This is a genomic window from Janthinobacterium sp. GW823-FHT01H08 (assembly GCF_058797855.1).
Genome location: NZ_CM179504.1, coordinates 489111 through 509179 on the forward strand (window position 1 = coordinate 489111; position 20069 = coordinate 509179).

At 58.6% G+C, this 20069-nt stretch carries 13 protein-coding genes and 1 tRNA gene; 10 read left to right on the forward strand and 4 right to left on the reverse strand.

From position 1 onward, the window contains the following. The first annotated feature begins 48 nt into the window (after positions 1 to 48). Positions 49 to 2094 (forward strand): oxidoreductase, encoded by a 2046-nt coding sequence (locus AC3RCG_RS02155; protein WP_492402428.1) that lies wholly within the window; start codon positions 49 to 51, stop codon positions 2092 to 2094. Between the two features lie 57 nt (positions 2095 to 2151). Here AC3RCG_RS02155 and AC3RCG_RS02160 read toward each other — a convergent pair whose 3' ends face one another. The 3 genes from AC3RCG_RS02160 to AC3RCG_RS02170 all read right to left on the reverse strand — a co-directional run bounded on the left by AC3RCG_RS02160 (position 2152) and on the right by AC3RCG_RS02170 (position 6835). Further along, complete coding sequence (locus AC3RCG_RS02160) at positions 2152 to 3864, reverse strand: cation:proton antiporter domain-containing protein (protein ID WP_492402427.1); 1713 nt, start codon at positions 3862 to 3864, stop codon at positions 2152 to 2154. Between the two features lie 209 nt (positions 3865 to 4073). Then, positions 4074 to 5195 (reverse strand): beta-ketoacyl-ACP synthase III, encoded by a 1122-nt coding sequence (locus tag AC3RCG_RS02165; protein ID WP_492402426.1) that lies wholly within the window; start codon positions 5193 to 5195, stop codon positions 4074 to 4076. Between the two features lie 197 nt (positions 5196 to 5392). Further along, on the reverse strand, positions 5393 to 6835 hold the full coding sequence (locus AC3RCG_RS02170) for a S41 family peptidase (RefSeq protein WP_492402425.1): 1443 nt from the start codon (positions 6833 to 6835) through the stop codon (positions 5393 to 5395). 367 nt (positions 6836 to 7202) lie between these two features. Between AC3RCG_RS02170 and AC3RCG_RS02175 the strand changes: the two genes are divergently transcribed. The 3 genes from AC3RCG_RS02175 to AC3RCG_RS02185 all read left to right on the forward strand — a co-directional run bounded on the left by AC3RCG_RS02175 (position 7203) and on the right by AC3RCG_RS02185 (position 12025). Continuing rightward, positions 7203 to 7424, forward strand: a complete 222-nt coding sequence (locus AC3RCG_RS02175; protein WP_230504228.1) for a hypothetical protein — start codon at positions 7203 to 7205, stop codon at positions 7422 to 7424. A 206-nt stretch (positions 7425 to 7630) separates the two neighbouring features. Continuing rightward, a complete protein-coding gene (locus tag AC3RCG_RS02180) occupies positions 7631 to 9706 on the forward strand; it encodes a M13 family metallopeptidase (protein ID WP_070289420.1) in 2076 nt (691 codons plus the stop codon). Between the two features lie 243 nt (positions 9707 to 9949). Further along, positions 9950 to 12025, forward strand: a complete 2076-nt coding sequence (locus AC3RCG_RS02185; protein ID WP_368858613.1) for a M13 family metallopeptidase — start codon at positions 9950 to 9952, stop codon at positions 12023 to 12025. 307 nt (positions 12026 to 12332) lie between these two features. Here the strand turns inward: AC3RCG_RS02185 and AC3RCG_RS02190 are convergent, their stop codons facing one another. After that, positions 12333 to 12896, reverse strand: coding sequence for a c-type cytochrome (locus tag AC3RCG_RS02190; RefSeq protein WP_070219012.1), 564 nt, complete (start codon positions 12894 to 12896; stop codon positions 12333 to 12335). A gap of 199 nt (positions 12897 to 13095) precedes the next feature. On the opposite strand from AC3RCG_RS02190, the gene AC3RCG_RS02195 reads away from it, so the two are divergent. The 6 genes from AC3RCG_RS02195 (at position 13096) to AC3RCG_RS02220 (ending at position 19983) form a co-directional block, all read left to right on the forward strand. Further along, a tRNA-Arg gene (locus tag AC3RCG_RS02195) sits at positions 13096 to 13171 on the forward strand. 229 nt (positions 13172 to 13400) lie between these two features. Next, positions 13401 to 14525: a DNA adenine methylase gene (locus tag AC3RCG_RS02200; RefSeq protein ID WP_492402424.1), complete on the forward strand. Its 1125-nt coding sequence runs from the start codon at positions 13401 to 13403 to the stop codon at positions 14523 to 14525. Between the two features lie 9 nt (positions 14526 to 14534). Then, positions 14535 to 15029 (forward strand): hypothetical protein, encoded by a 495-nt coding sequence (locus tag AC3RCG_RS02205; RefSeq protein WP_492402423.1) that lies wholly within the window; start codon positions 14535 to 14537, stop codon positions 15027 to 15029. Then, entirely contained in the window at positions 15011 to 16198 is a 1188-nt protein-coding gene (locus tag AC3RCG_RS02210) for an McrB family protein (RefSeq protein WP_492402422.1), read from the forward strand. Before AC3RCG_RS02205 ends, AC3RCG_RS02210 begins: the two co-directional genes overlap by 19 nt. Before the next feature lie 199 nt (positions 16199 to 16397). Beyond that, entirely contained in the window at positions 16398 to 17570 is a 1173-nt protein-coding gene (locus AC3RCG_RS02215; RefSeq protein WP_492402554.1) for an McrC family protein, read from the forward strand. Positions 17571 to 17586: 16 nt separating this feature from the next. Beyond that, positions 17587 to 19983 carry an Eco57I restriction-modification methylase domain-containing protein gene (locus tag AC3RCG_RS02220; RefSeq protein WP_492402421.1) on the forward strand — a complete coding sequence of 799 codons (2397 nt, stop codon included), beginning with the start codon at positions 17587 to 17589 and terminating at the stop codon, positions 19981 to 19983. The last annotated feature ends 86 nt before the right edge of the window (positions 19984 to 20069 follow it).

The window sequence follows — 20069 nt, forward strand, 5'->3', positions numbered from 1 at the left end:
AATGCTTGCTACCGTACGGCCTGCAACCACCTTACCGGACCGATCACCATGACTGCCTACCCCCATCTGCTGGCCCCGCTCGACCTGGGTTTTACCACCTTGCGCAACCGCGTCATCATGGGGTCCATGCACACGGGCCTGGAAGACCGTTTTTATCATTATGGCAAGCTCGCCGCGTTTTACCGCGAACGGGCACGCGGCGGCGTGGGCCTGATCGTTACGGGCGGCATCTCGCCGAACCGGCAAGGCTGGCTGCTGCCGTTCGGCGGCACCTTGAATTTCCTTGGCGACGTGCCCAACCACCGCAAGGTCACGCGCGCCGTGCACGAGGAGGGCGGCAAGATCGTCATGCAGATCCTGCACGCGGGCCGCTATGGTTATCAACCGTTCGTCGTCTCGGCATCGGCCAAGAAATCGCCGATCTCGCCGTTCCGCCCCCGTCCCCTCACGGAACGGGGCATCGAGCGCACCATCTGCGACTACGTGCGCTGCGCGCGCCTGGCGCAAAAGGCCGGCTACGACGGCATCGAAGTGATGGGCAGCGAGGGCTATTTATTGAACCAGTTCCTGTGCGCGCGCACGAATCTGCGCCAGGACCGCTGGGGCGGCACGATCGAGAACCGCATGCGCCTGCCCGTGGAGATCGTGCGCCGCATCCGGGCCGCCGTCGGCCCCAACTTCATCATCATGTACCGCCATTCCCTGCTCGACCTGGTCGAGGGCGGCAATACCTGGGACGACGTGGTGACGGTGGCCAAGGCGCTGGAACAGGCGGGCGTGACGATTCTGAATACGGGTTTCGGCTGGCATGAGGCGAGGGTGCCCACCATCGTCACCTCGGTGCCGCGCGCCGCGTTTGCCAGCGTGGCGGGCCGGCTGCGCCGCGAAGTGACGATTCCCGTGGTGGCGTCGAACCGCATCAACATGCCGCACGAGGCGAATGCCATCCTCGAGCGGGGTGACTGCGACCTGGTATCGATGGCGCGCCCTTTCCTGGCCGACCCTGACTTTGTCGCCAAGGCGGCCGCGGGTCGCGCGGACGAGATCAATACCTGCATCGGCTGCAACCAGGCCTGTCTCGACCACACCTTTGCCAACAAGCGCGCCAGCTGCCTGGTCAACCCGCGCGCCTGCCATGAAACGGAACTGGTCTATGCGAAAAAGGCCGTGCCGCGCCGCGTGGCCGTCGTCGGCGCCGGACCGGCCGGCTTGTCGGCCGCCACCGCGGCTGCCGAATGCGGGCACGAGGTGACGCTGTTCGACAGCAGCGACAGCGTCGGCGGCCAGTTCAAGGTGGCCATGCAGATTCCGGGCAAGGAAGAATTTACGGAAACCATCCGCTATTTTGCCCGCCGCATCGCCTTGTCGACTATCAAGCTGCGCCTGGGCCAGCGCGTGACGCGCGAGCAATTGCTGGCCGGCGGTTATGACGACGTCATCATCGCCACCGGCATCAAGGTACGCCTGCCTGCCATTCCCGGCATCGACCATCCGACCGTGCTGTCCTACCTGGATGTGCTGCAAGCCAAAAAGCCCGTGGGCGCGCGCGTGGCCATCATCGGCGCGGGCGGCATCGGTTTCGACGTGGGCGAGTATTTGCTGCACGACCCGGCGCACCCGCTGCCGCAGCCCGTATCGACCTGGGCGGGCGAGTGGGGCGTGGACTTGAATGCGGCGACGGGCGGCGGCCTGGTGCCGCCCGCAGCGCCGCATCCCGTGCGGCAGATCTTCCTGTTGCAGCGCAAGACGTCGAAAGTGGGCGCGGGGCTGGGCAAGACCTCGGGCTGGGTGCACCGCGCGGCGCTGGCGCGCAACGGCGTGGCCATGCTGGCCGGCGTCACCTACGACAAGATCGACGGGCAAGGCTTGCACATCACCGTGGGCGGCGAACAGCGCCTGCTGGCCGTGGATAACGTCATCATCTGCGCGGGCCAGGACAGCTTGACGGAACTCATGCCGGAAACGGACAAGGATGGCAAGCCGCTTGCGTCGGGCGGCCCCCGCTTCCATAAAATCGGCGGCGCCGCGCTGGCGGCGGAACTCGACGCCAAGCGGGCGATACGGGAAGGGGCGGAGCTGGCCGCCAGCCTGTAAAAAGAAAGCCTGCCGGCTGGGTAGCGGGCAGGCTTGCTGGTTGCAGAGGGCGCTGGCTTAGTGTCCGCCATGCCCCTTCTTCGCCGTCTCAAAACTCTGCAGCACGTGCTCGGCCATGCCATGGGCCAGTTCGTGCTCGCCGATAAACACCTTGCCCACGTTTTCCGCGCGCAGCAATTCCGCCTCTTCCTCGCTGTGCGTGCGTACCACCGTCAGGATGGCGGGGTTCAGCGCGCGCGCCGTCTCGATCATGGCGCGCACGTGGAAGGTGTCCGGCGTGGCGATGACGAGCATGGTGGCGTGCGTGATGTGCGCCTGGATCAGTACGGCCGGTTCGCCCGCATTGCCGGCCACGGCCGGGATGCCTTGCTTGCGCAGCTGATCGACGATCTCACGGTTTTCCTCTGCCACGACAAAGTGGATGCCCCGCTCCATCAGGGCGGCGGCGATGCGCCGGCCCACGCGGCCATAGCCGACCAGCACGATCTGGCCCGACAGTTTTTCCTGCGGCACCGTCATCGGCAGCTCGGCCAGCGGGTCCGTGGTGCGTTCGAACTTGCGCGCGAACTCGCTGTTGCCGATCACGCGCAGCAGCGGCTTGGCCATGCTGAAGACGAGCGGGTTAAGGGCGATCGACAGGATGGCGCCGGCCAGGATCAGGCTTTGCCCTTCCTGCGGCATCAGGCCCAGCGACAGGCCCAGGGCGGCCAGGATGAACGAGAATTCGCCGATCTGCGCCAGGCTGGCCGAGACGATGATGGCCGTTTTCGGCGGATAGCGCAGCGCCATCACGAGCAAGAAGGCGGCGATCGACTTGCCGAAGATAATGATGGCGCACACGGCCAGCACTTGCAGGGGCTTGTCGATGAGGATGGTCGGCTCGAACAGCATGCCGACGGACACGAAGAACAGCACGGCGAACGCGTCGCGCAAGGGCAGGGACTCTTCCGCGGCGCGGTGACTGAGTTCCGATTCGCGCAGCACCATGCCGGCGAAGAAGGCGCCCAGCGCGAACGACACGCCGAACAGCTTGGTCGAGGCGTAGGCGATGCCGACGGCGGCGGCGATCACGCACAGGGTGAACAGTTCGCGCGAACCGGTGCGCGCCACTTGCCACAGTATCCACGGGAACAGCTTGCGGCCGACGACCAGCATGAAGATGATGAAGCCGGCCACTTGCCCCAGGGTAACGGCCAGGGTTTGCCACAGGCTGACGGCTTCGGCATCGGGCGCGACCTTGCCGCCGAGCACACTGGCGAACGCCGGCAGCAGCACGAGGACCAAGACGGTGACCAGATCTTCCACCACCAGCCAGCCGACGGCGATGCGGCCGTTGAGCGAGTCGAGGATGCCCCGTTCTTCCAGCGCGCGCAGCAGCACCACGGTACTGGCCACGGACAGGGCCAGGCCAAAGATCAGCCCGCCACCGAGGGTCCAACCCCACCAGTGGGCCAGGCCCATGCCCATCGCCGTGGCGACGCCGATCTGCAGGATGGCGCCAGGCAGCGCGATCTTGCGCACGTCCCACAAATCTTCGATGGAAAAGTGCAGGCCGACACCGAACATCATCAGCATCACCCCGATTTCCGCCAATTGTCCCGCTATTTCCGCATCCGCCACAAAACCGGGCGTGGCCGGTCCGATGATGATGCCGGCGGCCAGATAGCCGACCAGTGCCGGCAGTTTCAGGCGCGCGGCGATGAAGCCGAAGATGAGGCCAAACCCGAGGGCGGCGGCGATGGTGGTGATCAGGCTGATGTCATGGGGCATGCGTGTGGGGTTCCTTATGGGGACGTGCGGGTAGAAAAAGATGTTGCTCAGCGGCCAAGTATAAACGCATCAAAGCCCTTGCCGGAATGTTCCTGCGGCTTTATTGCAAAAAACCTGTGCTATATCTTCGTCCAGGTGGCCGCGAACGCATGCCTATCCGTCACGAACATCGCCTAATTCAGGAATCAGGCGATGTTACACCCATGCGCTCAGAGCTTGCGCACGACCACGCAGCCGATGGAATAGCCGGCGCCGAACGAGCAGATGACGCCGGTGCTGCCTGCCGCCATGTCATCCTGATATTTATGGAAGGCGATGATGGAACCGGCCGACGAGGTGTTCGCGTAGGTGTCGAGGATCACGGGCGCTTCATTTGCTTCCGCGTCGCGGCCCAGGATCAGGCGGGCGATCAGCAGGTTCATGTTCAGGTTGGCCTGGTGCAGCCAGTAGCGGGAAACTTGCGCCACTTCCACGCCGGCCTTGGCCAGGGTCGCCTTGATCATCTCGGCCGCCATCGGGCACACTTCCTTGAAGACCTTGCGCCCTTGCTGGCGGAACAATTTGTCGGCCTTGCCCACGCCGGACTCGTCAAAACGGTTGAGGAAGCCGAAATTGTTGCGGATGGCGTTAGAGAAGCGCGTTTTCAGTTCCGTGCCGATGATTTCGAACTGGTGCGTAGAGACGGCCGTGTCTTTCGCTTCGACGATGATGGCGGTGCAGGCGTCGCCGAAAATGAAATGGCTGTCGCGGTCGCGCCAGTTCAGGTGGCCGCTGGTGATTTCCGGATTCAAGACCAGCACGGCGCGCGCCTGGCCGCTTTGCACGGCGGCCACGGCTTGCTGGATGCCGAAGGTGGCGGACGAGCACGCCACGTTCATGTCAAAACCATAGCCGTCGATGCCGAGCGCATCCTGCACTTCCACGGCCATGGCCGGGTAGGCGCGCTGCATATTGCTGCAGGCCACCAGCACCATGTCGATGTCGGCCGGCGTGCGGCCGGCGCGCGCCAGCGCGTCTTTGGCGGCGGCGACGGCCATTTCCGCCTGCAAGGACAGTTCGTCATCGCCCCGTTCCGCGATGCGCGAGACCATGCGCGCCGGGTCGAGGATGCCTTCCTTTTCCATTACGAAGCGCGACTTGATGCCGGACGCCTTTTCGATGAAGGCCACGCTCGACAGCTCCAGCGCCGTCACCGTGCCTGCGGCGATCGCGTCGGCGTTGTCGGCATTGAACTTTTCCGCGTAGGCATTGAAGCAGGTGACCAGCTCTTCGTTGGAGATCGAAAAGGGCGGCGTGTACAGTCCGGTACCGCTGATGACGACTTGTTTCATGGTTAAACTTTCAAATTTGGCAATCGGCGCGGCGCCGATAAGTGAAGCAAATTTTACACAAACGGGCTCGACTGTAGAGAGTTTCGTGTTGCGGGGCAGGGGGAAGTGTGGCGGAAGATTGATTTTTGTCGCGTGGACGGGTGCTGGGGGTATTGCGTGTGATGGGGTCAGACCCGGCGGGTCTGACCCCAAACTGCCTACTTTTTCTGTTCTTTCTTGACGTCGGCCTGCACCACCACCGGTTCGGCCTTGGCCAGCTGCACGGGCAAGCCCTTCAGGTGGTTCAGCGCCTGGTGCAATTGAAAATCGTCCTGGCTGCCAAATTCCAGCGGCTTGCGGGTCTTTTCCAGGGCGATGATGCGCAATTGCTCTTCCATCTCGTCGTTGACGGGTGCCGCCTTGGCACTTTCTTGGTCGCGGTCGTTGCTCAGGTGCTTGGTCAGGTCCGCTTCGCGGATGCGCAAGCCGTTCAAGCCGTCGCCGTCCGCATTCTCATCGACCAGCAGGTCGGGCACGATGCCCTTGGCCTGGATCGAGCGGCCGTTCGGCGTGTAGTAGCGGGCCGTCGTCAGCTTGACGGCCGTGTCGGCCGTCAGCTGGCGGATGGTTTGCACGGAACCCTTACCGAAGGTTTGCGTGCCGATGATGGTGGCGCGCTTGTAATCCTGCAGGGCGCCGGCGACGATTTCCGAGGCTGAGGCCGACCCCGTGTTGACGAGCACCACCAGCGGTACTTTCTTGATGGCAGCCGGCAATTTCGCCAGCGCGTCGCCTTCCGAGCGGAAGGTATAGTATTCGGCGCGGCCGTAGAACACCTGTTTCGAGTCCGGCAACTGGCCGTTGGTCGAGACGATGGGCGCGTCCTTCGGCAGGAAGGCGGCCGAGACGCCGATGGCGCCCTGCAGCACGCCGCCCGGATCGTTGCGCAGGTCCAGCACCATGCCCTTGATGTTCGGGTCTTGCTGGTATAGCGCCGTGATCTGCGCTGCCATGTCGTCGACGGTCGGTTCCTGGAATTGCGACACGCGCAGCCAGGCGTAGCCGGGTTCGACCATCTTCGCCTTCACGCTCTTTTGATGGATTTCCTCGCGCGTGATGGTGAACGCCAGCGGCTGCGGTTCATCCTTGCGGGCAATGGTAAGCGACACCTTGGTGCCCGGTTCGCCGCGCATGCGCTTGACGTTGTCGTCCAGGCTGACGCCTTTCACGGGCTGGCCATCGAGGCGGGTAATCAAATCGCCGGCCTTGATGCCGGCGCGGTAGGCGGGCGAATCCTCGATGGGCGAGACGATCCTGATGTAGCCGTCTTCGCTCAGGCCGATTTCGATGCCCAGGCCGACGAACTTGCCTTCGGAGCCTTCGCGCAGCTCGGCATAGGCTTTCTTGTCCAGGTAGGCGGAATGGGGGTCGAGCGAGGCGACCATGCCGGCAATGGCGTCTTCCAGCAGTTTCTTGTCTTCCACCGGCTCGACGTAATCGGACTTGATCAGGCCAAACACGTCGGCCAGCTGGCGCAGCTCTTCCAGCGGCAGGGGCGGCTCGACGGTTTTTTGCGCCATGGCGGAAAATTGCAGCGACACGGCGACGCCGGCCACCACGCCCAGGCCGATCAAGCCGGTATTTTTGAGTTTGCCCATCATTGCACCTTTGCAGCTAGCGTGTCTTGCACAAGCGCCAGTCCCCTTGGAGCGGCGCTTTGTTGAAAGTATAGACCTGAATCTCTGCCGGCGTGGGCCGGCCGCGGAAAAAGCATGCCTTGGCCCAGTCTACGCGCGAAAACGGGGCTGCCAGCTTGCCATATGTTGCGGTTTTGTATGCGATGTATAGGGGGTCTTGAGGGGAGTAAGCATTTGTAAGAGTCGAAAAAAAGCGTGTGCGGCGGCCCTATAGTGGACTCGCATTCTCGACCCGAAGTGGTTTTGCCTGCGTCCGCGGACGCAGGCTTTTTTTTGTCGGCGGGTTCAAGCTCATTTAGACTGGCGCTTCTTCCTTGGCAGCGGATAAAAAATGTTAACTGATTTGCAGGCACGTGCCGCGCTCACAGCGCTGATTGAAAAGTATCTGCGGGGGCGGTATCCCGATGCCGGCCTGCTGATCGACATCGTTCAGGATCCGTCACGGCAAGTGCCGATTCGGGGTGTGCTCGAAGATATCGGACAGTTCAACGACACGCAGTTCACGCAACAGGAGCTGGCGCTGATCGACGACTTGCTGTATCTGTATGGATAAGCTCCAGCCCACGCCATGCGCGCCTGCCTGGACAATGAAAGCCCCTTGAGCCTGGCCGAACTGAGCGGCGATTCTCAGGGTAGTCAGGGGGCAATATTGGCCAAAGGGCATGGCCGCGTGCTACATTCCTGCAGCGCCTGGCGCGGCAGGCTATCCGCCCGCAGCTATCTGCCCGGTCTTTTTGACATGCCCCATAAGGACAATTCGTGAATCGCTATCTCTTAAGCAGTCTGACCCTGACCCTGTTGGCTGCGTTTGCCCATGCCGCCGAACCCGTATCCGCCGTGGCCGCGCCGACCGTAGCCCCGAGCGCCGCGCCTGCCGCGGCCGGCGTCGTTTCCGGCATCGATGTGCAGTACATCGACCCCGCCGTGCGCGTGCAGGATGACTTCTTCACCCATTTGAACGGCAAGTGGCTGGCCACGACCGAGATTCCTGCCGACAAATCGAGCTGGGGTTCGTTCGCCAAGCTGCGCGACGACACGACGCCACAGTTGCGCGGCATCATCGAGTCCACGCAACAGGACAAGAACAAGAAGGCCGGTTCCGAAGCGCAGAAGATTGCCGACCTGTACGCCAGCTACATGGATGAAGCCAAGCTCGAAGCGCTGGGCACGAAGCCGCTGGCCGGCGAACTGAACCGCATCCGCTCGCTGCGCGACAAGAAGGGCGTGCCCGCCCTGATCGCCCACCTGAGCCAGACGGGCGTGTCGACCCCGTACGCCGTCTACGTGGGCCAGGATGCGCGTGCCTCGACGAAATATGCGGCTTACGTGAGCCAAAGCGGCCTGGGCATGCCCGACCGCGACTATTACCTGGAAGCCAAGCAGGCGGGCGTGAAGGAAAAATACCAGGCGCACGTGGAAAAAATGCTGGCCATGGCGGGCGACAAGAACGCCGCCGCCCGCGCCAAGGCCGTCGTTGCCCTGGAAACGGCTCTGGCCGAAGTGCAATGGACCAAGGTCGAGAACCGCGACCCCGTCAAACGCTACAACAAGACCGACATCAATAAACTGAACGACCTGACCCCGGGCTACGACCTGAAGTCGGGCCTGGCCGCCCTGGGCATCGCCAACAAGGTCGATTACGTCATCGTCAACCAGCCGAGCTACCTGGCCGGCTACGACAAGGTGCTGGCCGCCACGGACCTGGACACCCTGAAAGCGTATTTCGAATGGCAGTTGCTGCGCAGCTATGCCAGCTACCTGTCGAAAAACTTCGTCGACGAGAGCTTTGCCTTCTACGGCACGGTACTGAGCGGCGTGACTGAAAACCAGCCGCGCTGGAAGCGTGGCGTGGGTGCCGTCGAAGGCGTGCTGGGTGAAGCCGTCGGTAAGCTGTATGTGGCGCAATATTTCCCGGCCGAGCGCAAGGCGCACATGCAGGAACTGGTGAAAAACGTGCTGGCCGCCTACAAGGACAGCATCGACACCCTGGACTGGATGAGCCCGGAGACCAAGAAGGAAGCGCAAGCCAAGCTGGCCAAGTTCACGCCGAAGATCGCGTATCCGAACAAATGGCGCGATTACACGAAGCTGCAAATCGTCCAGGGCGACCTGGTGGGCAACATGATGCGCGCCGCCAACTTCGGTTCCGCGCGCCAGGTGGCCAAGCTCGGCAAACCGATCGACCGCGAAGAGTGGGGCATGACGCCGCAAACGGTGAACGCCTATTACAGCTCGACGATGAATGAAATCGTCTTCCCGGCCTCCATCCTGCAGCCGCCGTTTTTTGACGCCAACGCGGACGATGCCGTCAACTATGGCGCCATCGGCGCCGTCATCGGCCATGAAATCAGCCACGGTTTCGACGACAAGGGCAGCCAGTCTGATGGCGACGGCAACCTGCGCGACTGGTGGACCCCGGCCGACCGCAAGAACTTCGCCGCCAAGGCCGACGCGCTGACCAAGCAGTACGATGGTTACAGCCCATTGCCGGGCTATCACGTCAACGGCGCGCTGACCCTGGGCGAAAACATCGCCGACAACTCGGGCGTGGCGATCGCCTATAAAGCGTACAAGATCTCGCTGGGCGGCAAGCCGGCGCCTGTGCTGGACGGCCTGACGGGCGACCAGCGCTTCTACATGGGCTTTGGCCAGGTGTGGCGCAGCAAGATGCGCGAAGCGCAGCAGATCGTGCAGATCAAGACCGACCCCCATTCGCCGGGCCAGTACCGCGCGAACGGCACCATGGTCAACCAGCCTGGCTTCTATGAAGCGTTTGGCGTGAAACCGGGCGACAAGATGTATGTCGCCCCGGAAAACCGCGTGATCATCTGGTAAGTGTCATCCGACATACCGATGGCGCTCACCATGTTGTCGGCTTACGCCCGCCGGGTTAAGCCGGCCTACGTCATGTAAACGTTATCTTGTCACAACAAAAGAGACCACCGCGCGTGGTCTCTTTTGTATTTCTGTCAAAGTTCTTTCTGTCATTTCGGCCGGTATGCTACAGTCAAAAACCGGGCCAGAAGCCTAGGGCCTTCTGACCCTTATATTTCACACAATACAATATAGAGGACAACCGTGAATCGTTATTTGTTAAGTGCATTGACCTTGAGTTTGCTGGCTGGCGTGTCCGGCATGGCTGGCGCCGCTGATTCTGCCAAGAAAGCCGCCGCCGCTCCCGCCACGGCCGCCGCATCGGCCGCGCTGACGTCCGGCATCGCCATCGAATACGTCGACCCTGCCGTGCGCGCGCAGGACGATTTGTTCCAGCACCTGAACGGCAAATGGCTGGCGGAAACCGTGATTCCTGCCGACAAGTCGAGCTGGGGCAGCTTTGCCAAGCTGGCCGACGATACGCAAACGCAGCTGCGCGGCATCGTCGAAGGCGCTGCCGCCGACAAGGCCCGCGCGGCCGGTTCGAATGCGCAGAAAATCGGTGATTTCTATAACAGCTTCATGGACGAAGCCAAGCTGGAAAGCCTGGGCCTGACGCCCTTGAACGCGGAACTGGCGAAGATCGCCGCGCTGCAGGATAAGGCGGAGCTGCCTGCCGTCATCGCCCACTTCAGCAAGCTGGGCGTGACCTCGCCATACGACTTCGGCATCCACCAGGACGCCAAGGATTCCACCAAATACGTGGCGGACATCGTGCAAAGCGGCCTGGGCCTGCCTGACCGCGATTACTACCTGGAAGAGGGCAAGGCCGACACGCGCGCCAAATACCTGGCCCACGTGGAAAAAATGCTCAGTTTGGCCGGCGACGCGAATGCTGCCGCGAATGCGAAAGCCATCCTCGCGCTGGAAACGGAGCTGGCCAAGGCCCAATGGAGCAATGTGCAGAACCGCGACCCCGTCAAGACCTACAACAAGGTGGAACTGGCGAAACTGGCCAGCGTGGCGCCAGGCTATGACTGGGCCCGCTACCTGAAGGACACGGGCATCGCCGGCAAGGTCAATTATGTGATCGTCAGCCAGCCCAGCTACCTGAAGGGTTTTGCCGAGATCGCCAACAAGACGCCGCTGGAAACGTGGAAAGCCTATTTCCAGTGGCACTTGTTGCATGCTAACGCCGGTTACTTGCCGAAAGCCTACGTCGACGAAAACTTCGCGTTCTATGGCACCACCCTGACGGGCGTGACGGAAATGCGTCCGCGCTGGAAACGCGGCGTGGGCGCCGTCGAAGGCGCGCTGGGCGAAGCCGTGGGCCAGCTGTACGTCGAGCAGTATTTCCCGGCCGAGCGCAAGGTGCGCATGGAAGCGCTGGTGAAAAACCTGATGACGGCCTACAAGCAAAGCATCGACAAGCTCGACTGGATGAGCCCTGTCACCAAGAAACAGGCGCAAATCAAGCTGGCCAAGTTCACCACCAAGATCGGCTACCCGAACAAATGGCGCGATTACTCGGGCCTGACGGTGGCGCCCGATGATTTGATCGGCAACATCCAGCGTTCGCACCTGCTCAATTACAACCGCGAATTGAACAAGCTGGGTCAGCCTATCGACCGCGACGAGTGGGGCATGACGCCGCAGACCGTGAACGCCTATTACAACCCGGAACTGAACGAAATCGTCTTCCCGGCTGCCATCCTGCAAGCGCCGTTCTTCGACGCCAAGGCGGACGACGCCGTCAACTACGGCGCCATCGGCGGCGTGATCGGCCATGAAATCAGCCACGGCTTCGACGACCAGGGCGCCCAGTACGACGGCGACGGCAATCTGCGCGACTGGTGGACCAAGGCCGACCATAAAAACTTCGCCAAGAAAACCAAGCAGCTGGTGGCGCAGTACAACGGCTTCAGCCCCGTCAAAGGCCACTTCGTCAACGGCGAGCTGACCTTGGGCGAGAACATCGCCGACAATTCCGGCGTGGCAATTGCCTACAAAGCGTATAAATTGTCGCTGAACGGCAAGCAAGCCCCCGTCATCGACGGTTTCACGGGCGAGCAGCGCTTCTACGCGGGCTTTGCCCAGGTATGGCGCATGAAGATGCGTGAAGCGCAGCAACTGGTGTTGCTGAAAACGGACCCGCATTCGCCAGGCCAGTTCCGCGCCAACGGCACCATGCGCAACCAGCCAGGTTTCTATCAAGCCTTCGACGTGAAACCGGGCGACAAGATGTATCTGCCGCCGAAAGACCGCGTCATCATGTGGTAAGACGCTAAGTAATCCTCGGGAAATTAGTGTGAATTTATGACGAATAGAACCGGATGCTATGCAAGGCGCTCACTGCGACGCAGTGCGAGCACTGCTAGCGGCGAGCAAGCCTCGTCGGCCACCTTGCAGAGCGCCGGTTATAGAAGTCAGAAATCACAATAATTTATTGGGGGTTACTTAGTTCAAGGCATAAGTTGCCAGCCGCCCCGCGCAAGCCGGGCGGCTTTTTTACGGCCTGATGTAACGCAACGGCGGGTAAAAAAAAACCGCCCCTGCGGGCGGTTCCTCGATACGGGTGCTGCGCTGCTTACTTGGCAGGCTCGGCGGCTGGTGCGCTGGCGCCGTCAGCGGCTGCGGCCGGTGCCGGCACTTCCGGTTCCTTGAACTTGCCGCCCGACGCGTTGGCGATATAGACCACGGCGCGCGCCACTTCCACATCGTCGAGGTCGGGATTGCCGCCCTTGGCCGGCATCGCGCGCAAGCCTTCGATCGCGTGTTTCAGGACCGTATCGTAGCCCTGGGCCAGGCGGGCCGACCAGCTGCCCGCATCGCCAAATTTCGGTGCACCGGCTACGCCGGCGCCATGGCAGGCCACGCATGTGGCCGTGTAGACGGCTTCGCCGCTTTGCAGCACTTTCGGGCCGCTGGCATCCTTGAAGGTAAAGCCTTCATTGGCCACCGGGCTCAAGCGGGCATCGATGGCTTCCGGCGACTGGCTGTCCGTCCCGGCGCCCGTCAGTTTTTGCGCCGTGACGAACTGCACCAGCAGGATGATGCCGATGACGGTGACGAGGAAGAAGCCCGCTACGGCGGCAAGCAATTGTTTAGGCGTTTTGATCGCTGATTGTTGTTCGTTATGTGCGTCGCTCATGATGTCCTTAGTCCAGATTTGAAACTGATGGCCGTGTAAGGTAGCATTTTTACATGCTTGTATGTAAACCTTTATGAAACCCACAATTATAGGCACAAAAATTGAGCAGTGACATGCAATTGCCGACGATACGACAGTTTCCGTAGACGTAGGTAAAGAAAAACGGTATCCTTCGCATCACTTCAGAAATTCCCCCTACGCGGCTGTAGCTCAGTGGATAGAGTATTGGCCTCCGAAGCCAAGGGTCGTGGGTTCGATCCCCGCCAGCCGCACCAGTTTCCTCTATACAAATCAGGTATTTCTTCGTTTCATTCGTTTGCGATGTAATGCCAATTAGTTACTTCATCGTTAGCGGTTCGAGACCCCTGACAGCTAGCTAAGCTGGATTGCTAGATCCTTCGCAAACGGTACTGATCTGATACACTGACCAGCCGCGCCGTAACATATTGGCGCGCCTTTGCATTGTCAATCTTGGCCAAGGTCTGCAGCGAAACTGGCAAGGAGATGCTCGAACGTTTTTTAAGTGAATTGATGTCTAATCTAGCTGAAGCAATATCCTCCCTGCCGTCGTTAGCCACCGAATATATCGGTAACAAGCGTGCTTTACTCGATTTTGTGGCGGGCACTATCGTGGACGAGAGTGGTAGTGGCAAGAAGGAGATTTTGGACCTCTTTTCGGGTACAGGCGTGGTTTCAGCCGCATTCAAGACCTTAGGTTACGCCGTCACTGCCAATGACCATCTTTCCACATGCTTTAACCTTACATCTGCGGTTCTACTAAACCATACCGAGCCGAGCTTCTCGGGTCTCTCCTCGTCGCTTGTCGGCAGGATTTCGGCCGTGGGCCCCTATGAAGCAATTCTTGATCATCTCAATAATTTACCCTTGAGACCAGGGGGGTTCGCCCATAAGAATTTTTCCCCTGCATCTGCGATCGAAATCGAGACCGAGCGTCGTTATTTTACAGAGATCAATGCCCAAAAAATTGACGTAGTTCGTGATCAAATCGAGTCCTGGAGACCAGTGCTCACAGATGCAGAACATGCTTTACTGATCAGTGACCTTGTCCGAGCGGTCAGCGCAGTCAGCAACGTCGCCGGCACTTTTGGATGCTACCTAAAGCAGTGGAAGGTGAGGGCTTTAAATCCCTTGGTTCTGAGGCCGAGCGGGTTTGTTGATGGTCGTCGCAACGGCCATTCGGTATTATCGATGGAGGCCCATGACGCCGTTCCGCAAGCAAAGGCACGAATCATTTATGCGGACCCTCCTTACACGAAACGACAATACGCAGCCTATTATCACGTTTTAGAAACCATTGTTCGCAATGATAAGCCGGTTTTAATAGGTTCTACCGGCCTCCGTAACTGGGAAACCCATGCCTCTGATTTCTGCTATAAGCGCCGTGCTATCGGCGCATTGGACGCCCTCTTGAGCGTTATGGACTGTGAGCATTTCTTCTTAAGCTACAATGAAGATGGCCAAATGGAGCACGATCAGATTCTCGACGTTCTCGGGGGGTACGGCAGTGTGGGCTTCCGTGAAATGTCTCTTCGTCGATATAAGAGCAGTGCACTTCCTCATAAAGGGCCGAATGTGGCCGAGCGTATTTACCATCTTGCCGTGAGCTAGGAAAAGTCAATGCTAAAGCGTGTGAGTGCCATACTTTGGCGAAAATGTAACCAAGCCACCTTCGATACGCTAAACGATTCATCAAAAGGTCAGTACCATATCGGCCTCAGTACGCACGACTATGAAAATTTCTTTCTTGGCGTGGGCAGGATAGACGCCACCGAAAAAGGTGGATTTTCTATGGACGTCTCACTTGAACCATTTACGGGCCCATCACCTGTTGAGGCAACCTCAATTAAGGTGCGTTTTATGGGGAACTCGTCAGTACGAAAAGATTGGAACATTCCCTCGCAACGGATGGGCACGGCGTACCCTCTGTGGCGGCCGGGCCGAGGGGTTAGCAAAGTGTTTAAAGCGGATGCAAATGAGTTCATGTTGCTAATTCGCGACGTGGATGGAAAATTCCACGCGCGATGGATACATCATGCCGATTTTAGTGCTCTTCCACAGGATATTCAAAATATCCTCAATCGGAGCGAAGTGGGATGGGAGAAATTAAATTGAGCGTTACAGTTGCTGAGATTATCGATGCGCTTCGTCGCCATAAGAACGTCCTCCTATATGGCCCTCCCGGAACCGGCAAGTCTCATTTAATGAACGAAGTTTCTCGCCGGTTTAATGTCGAGAGCAATGGAGCGGCAGTCAATCACGGCATTTTGGTCGACACTGACGCCGAACAGGTTCCCTTAGTCGTAGCTACTGCTGCTCGGACGCCCAGTCGATGGGTCACGTTTCATCAGGGCTACTCGTACGAAGATTTTATCCTGGGCCTCAGACCTCATGCCGAGCCTGGCGGTGGTTTTTCGCTATTACCGCGTCCGGGTGTTCTTTTGGAACTTGCTGCTGAGGCCCAAAAGGGGGCTGGTCTTCTACTTATCGATGAGATAAATCGAGGGAACACTTCGCGTATTTTCGGAGAATTCATAACGTTGATGGAACCGAGTAAGCGATTGGATGCTGCGGGCCTGGAGACGACAGAAACTATTACCCTAACGTTGCCATATTTGGCCCCGGGTGAGACTGTCAAAATTCAAACCACGGGCGGCGGGGAACATGAATTTCATCGAAATTTCGCAATGCCTGAAGGGGTTTATACCCTAGCAAGTATGAACTCCGTGGATAAGTCCATTGCACCGATTGATACCGCCTTGCGACGCAGATTCCACACGATCAATCTGTTTCCATCCACTGATGATCTTCGTTCAGCGGTCGGCCTGGCGGCCGACGACAATGTCCCGCTTGACTCAATCGGAAATGTCAAAACTAATGAAGGTGTCGCCCGTCTGGCGGTGCGCATTATGGAGAAGCTCAACCGCGGAATCGGGCTTCATCTGGGACAAGACTTTATGCTGGGTCATTGGTATCTGCAATCGGTACAAGCAAACCCGGGCAGCGCGAATCCGGGTGCGCTGGTCGAGACTTGGCGGTTTCGAATTCTTCCGCAGCTCATTGAACTTTTTCATGGCCGCACCGAGGTTCTTATTGCACTCCTGGGCCTTGATTCTAGTGATACAGGCTCTGGTGTACAGGTTTATGAACCTGACTCTGATGAATCTGAGGCCGGGGCGATAGCATACTTGGCGTCCGCCGAGCCGGCGCCGCAGGTGGGGGACGTCCTGAAATTTCTACAACGGTTCGCTGGAGCTCCGGAAGCGGAAAGCATTGCCCCATGATTCCCTTAGGTCGGAGGCTCTCGTTGTGAAATCGGTAGACCGCCTTCTTCTCGAAAACGGTGACTGGCAACCCTGGGACTGCGGCTTTTCCGCAGGTCGCGGGGACCCGGACAAGCTACGAGCTTCGTTGGAAGCGTTAGGGAAAAAATTTCGAAAACAGTTGGGATTACGCGCGGACCCGTTCACATTTCGAAGTGGAATGGGCGGTGCGATTGAAGTTCGTACCTCAGGTATAGCGGGGACTGTGAGCATCGGTGATCTGGTGTTTGATATTGCCCCCAAATTCACGCCACTCGGGAACGGTTTGCAAGACTGGACCGCAAGTATGTTACTGCTCATGCAGTACGCGAGGAAACGTGATTTGGCTCTTAACCGTGCTAGACATTTGGCTGTTGAGCGCCACAGTTTCGTCGACTTGCTTGCCATGGCCTTTTCGGACGCTACCGAAGCCGGACTGGCTGATCAAGCCATCCAGACCTACCGAACAAGCCCCCAATGTTTGCCTGTTCTACGCGGACGCTTGAACCTCCCCCGACAGATGAAATCCGTCTTCGCGAGACCTCACTTGCTCGAATGCGACGTTGATGAACTCGATTCTGACAATGGATATAACGGGCTGCTCAAATGGGCGGCGTTGGCGTTCGCAGCGGCCGTTAGAGCGCCTAGCCTTCGCCGCAGGTTGGCCGACCTGGCGGTGAGAATCCCGGGGAAGCCCAGCCGGAGAATAGCACTACAAGGGGGGCGCATACAGCCGCCGCCGCAGTTTCGGGTCTGGACGGAAGCGCTCGAAATTTCAGCGCTTCTATCATCCGGCCTGTCGCATTCAACAGGCCGTGGGATTGCCCAAGGTTATTCATTCGTGTTCAATATGGAGCGCCTGTTCGAGCATTTTGTTGAACTCACCCTTGCACGCGCAGTTTCGAAGTTAGCTCAGCAAGGTCATAGTGCTCAAACTCAAGTCTCTACGGCCTACGCCGAGCCCCAGCCAGGAACAAGAATACGGTTCTTTTCCCGCCCAGATAACCTCGTGTTGAGAGACGGGGTGCCCTCAGTTGTAGTCGACGCAAAGTACAAGCGACTCTCGGACGCGGAGGGGATGCGAAATCGGAAGCCGGTAAATGCGGACGTATACGAGCTAGTGGCGGCAATGACCGCTCACAATTGTCGTTGTGGACTACTCGTGTACCCTCGAGTACTTGGTGACTCCGTCCTCAACGACCACGAGCTTCATACTTGGACCATTAGCTCGTTCGGCACGACGCTTCGAGTTGGGGCGCTTGCGCTGGACTTGAGCGAATTGCGCGTTCACGCAGATTTAGAAAAGATTGATAGGACTCTGGCTAGGGCGCTTGAGTCGCTATTAGCCCCCTAGTTTTAAGATTTTAAGAATGAATAGTGAAATGATTTCTCTACAAGAAGCAGTCGGTAACTTAGTAGTGTACTACGCGAAGCAGGCTATGGCAGTGGACGTCGTAGAGCCTCCAGACCTGCATGAACTGGCAATCGCGCGAGCAATGGACACCGCGTTGTCCAGAGTTTTTCGAAGACTGGGCTTGCCGGCGAGCCCTGCAGCGACACAACAAACTTCGCACGCGTCGACGCAGTTTGACGAAGCGCTCGGAGGAATGGTCGGCGGTGCCGACCAAATCGCGGCGCATCTCGGCACTGCGTTTGAGACGATTCGAGGAACCCGCCTCCTGATCAACAGCGATGCAGATGTTGTCATTGAGACATCTCCAGAGCGTAGGGGGAAAGGTATCTATTTCACGCCGGTCGCGCTGGCGGAGGCGATTGTCAGGCAAGCCTTATCAAAGGTTTTAAAAAACGTTCGCACGGCAGAGGACCTTGCCGACATTTCCGTCATTGATCCTGCTGTGGGGTGCGGTGCGTTTTTGTTAGCAGCTGTGCGAATTGGATCTGAAATCTTGTGTGCTCGTAAAGGGTTCAACAAAATGTCCCGTCCGGAAATCCGTGCGGCGATTGCGTCGCATTGCATTTTCGGAGTGGATATAGACCCACTCGCAATTGCGACGACGCGAGCGTTGCTGCGTGCAGAAGTTGGGCTTCCCGAATGGGATGGGCACGAGCTCGATCGGCACCTTCGTGTAGCCGATTCCATTAGTGTACCTTTGTCGGACTTCCACGCCTGGTTCCCTCAGGTCTTCCCTGCCGGATTCACTGCCGTGATTACCAACCCGCCGTGGAGCAAACTCCGGCCACTGCGTCACGAGTTCTTTGAGCATATGGACGCTCGAGTTCGACTTTATCAAGGTACTGAACTCGGCCGCTATTTGGATGCGCATCTTGCCGAACTTGTGAGCGGGGCGTGGGTGGAGCACGCTGAGAGAACGCTCGAATTGTCGCGCACACTCCGTGAGTCTGCCGAGTACTCGCTTAATCGTGACGGCGCCGGCGACGCAGACCTCTACAAATATTTTACCGAACGTTCGTTAGCGTTGCTGTCACCTAAAGGAATCGCTGCGCTCTTACTGCCATCAGGTGTCTTGCGTGCCCAAGGCTCGGCGGCCTTACGAGGCCTATTTCGCACCCAGGGCACGGTCACGCAACTCATAGAGTATATAAACCGGAAAAAATTGTTTGATATCCATTCGATGTACCGTTTTTGCACAGTCCTATTTGAGAAGGGGACGGCAGGCGGAATCGACGCCGCGAGTTTTGGTAGAGAGGACGTCGAAGGTAACGAAACGGACCCGGTAGAACTCAGTCTGGATTTTCTCGGCCTAGTCGGTGGCCCCGATTTGCTAGTTCCCGAGGTTCGCTCGGTTAGAGAGCGCGACATGATCAAACGAATCTACCAAAGATATCCCACGGTTGGTCAACCGACTAGCGGATGGGATTTTGGCTTCAAAAGAGAAGTTGATATGACCAACGACTCCGACGCTTTCATTCCTGTGGATGCGGCGCGGAAGAAAGGTTACTCACTTCAAGAGGACGGACGCTGGTTGTCAAGTCGATCCATCGTTGCGCTGTTACCGGTATATGAAGGACGCATGGTTCATCAGTTTGATAGCGTGGCGAAGATTCACGTTTCGGGACAGGGGCGATCAGCGACTTGGAGGGTGCCAACAATATCTGAGCGTCATGTTCGGCCACACTACCTCATACCTGAAGATTACCTGGTTAAACGTGGATGGACGCCAACAGTTCGAGTCGGGTACTGTGAGATTAGCGGGCATGCGAATGAACGTACTCTTTTGGCTGCGTTATTGCCGAAAAATTGTGTTTGTGGAAATAAAGTTCCAGTGCTTAAACTTAACTCGGGTGGGCCTGACGGCGAGTTATTGTGGCTTGCACTGGCCAATTCTCTGGTAGTCGATTGGCTAATGCGTCGTTTCGTCTCGACGACGGTGAACCATTTCTATTGGCAAAATATGCCGTTGCCGACCCGAGGTGCGAATCCTACGGAGGAAGCTCTGCTTGTCGAGGCCGCGCGGATGCTGTCATCCCCTTCAGACGGGGCAAAAGACACGGCAGTCTGGTTAGGGAGGCGGGCGCTCATTCGCGCAGCAATCGATGTTGTCGTAATGAAACTCTACGGTGTAAATGAGTTAGATTTGGTAGTTATTCTCGACGATTTTGAAAAATTAAAGGTAGCGCATACTAGGGGGGGGCCGGACGGGATATCTCTGGCTGAATTGTTGTCAAAAGCAAACTGCGCCTTGGCAGAGGGTAAGCTGGAGTTGACCAATCTAGAAGCGTCATTTGGCTCCGCAGCGAGATTTGCTGCTGCCTACACGCCCCGCGACCAAGCAAAGCATCTGTAGAAAATTGGCAACCCTTGTTTCGTAGCACACCGGTATCCTTAAGTACTGAACTGAATTTCTGGGAGGAATGGGGGGAAAAACGATGA

What these genes read in the sequence shown, in the direction of transcription:
- AC3RCG_RS02155 (WP_492402428.1), top strand. Translation starts at nt 49, where the DNA reads ATGACTGCCTACCCCCATCTGCTGGCCCCGCTCGACCTGGGTTTTACC.
- AC3RCG_RS02160 (WP_492402427.1), bottom strand. Translation starts at nt 3,864, where the DNA reads ATGCCCCATGACATCAGCCTGATCACCACCATCGCCGCCGCCCTCGGG.
- AC3RCG_RS02165 (WP_492402426.1), bottom strand. Translation starts at nt 5,195, where the DNA reads ATGAAACAAGTCGTCATCAGCGGTACCGGACTGTACACGCCGCCCTTT.
- AC3RCG_RS02170 (WP_492402425.1), bottom strand. Translation starts at nt 6,835, where the DNA reads ATGATGGGCAAACTCAAAAATACCGGCTTGATCGGCCTGGGCGTGGTG.
- AC3RCG_RS02175 (WP_230504228.1), top strand. Translation starts at nt 7,203, where the DNA reads ATGTTAACTGATTTGCAGGCACGTGCCGCGCTCACAGCGCTGATTGAA.
- AC3RCG_RS02190 (WP_070219012.1), bottom strand. Translation starts at nt 12,896, where the DNA reads ATGAGCGACGCACATAACGAACAACAATCAGCGATCAAAACGCCTAAA.
- AC3RCG_RS02200 (WP_492402424.1), top strand. Translation starts at nt 13,401, where the DNA reads ATGCTCGAACGTTTTTTAAGTGAATTGATGTCTAATCTAGCTGAAGCA.
- AC3RCG_RS02205 (WP_492402423.1), top strand. Translation starts at nt 14,535, where the DNA reads ATGCTAAAGCGTGTGAGTGCCATACTTTGGCGAAAATGTAACCAAGCC.
- AC3RCG_RS02210 (WP_492402422.1), top strand. Translation starts at nt 15,011, where the DNA reads ATGGGAGAAATTAAATTGAGCGTTACAGTTGCTGAGATTATCGATGCG.
- AC3RCG_RS02215 (WP_492402554.1), top strand. Translation starts at nt 16,398, where the DNA reads ATGGGCGGTGCGATTGAAGTTCGTACCTCAGGTATAGCGGGGACTGTG.
- AC3RCG_RS02220 (WP_492402421.1), top strand. Translation starts at nt 17,587, where the DNA reads ATGAATAGTGAAATGATTTCTCTACAAGAAGCAGTCGGTAACTTAGTA.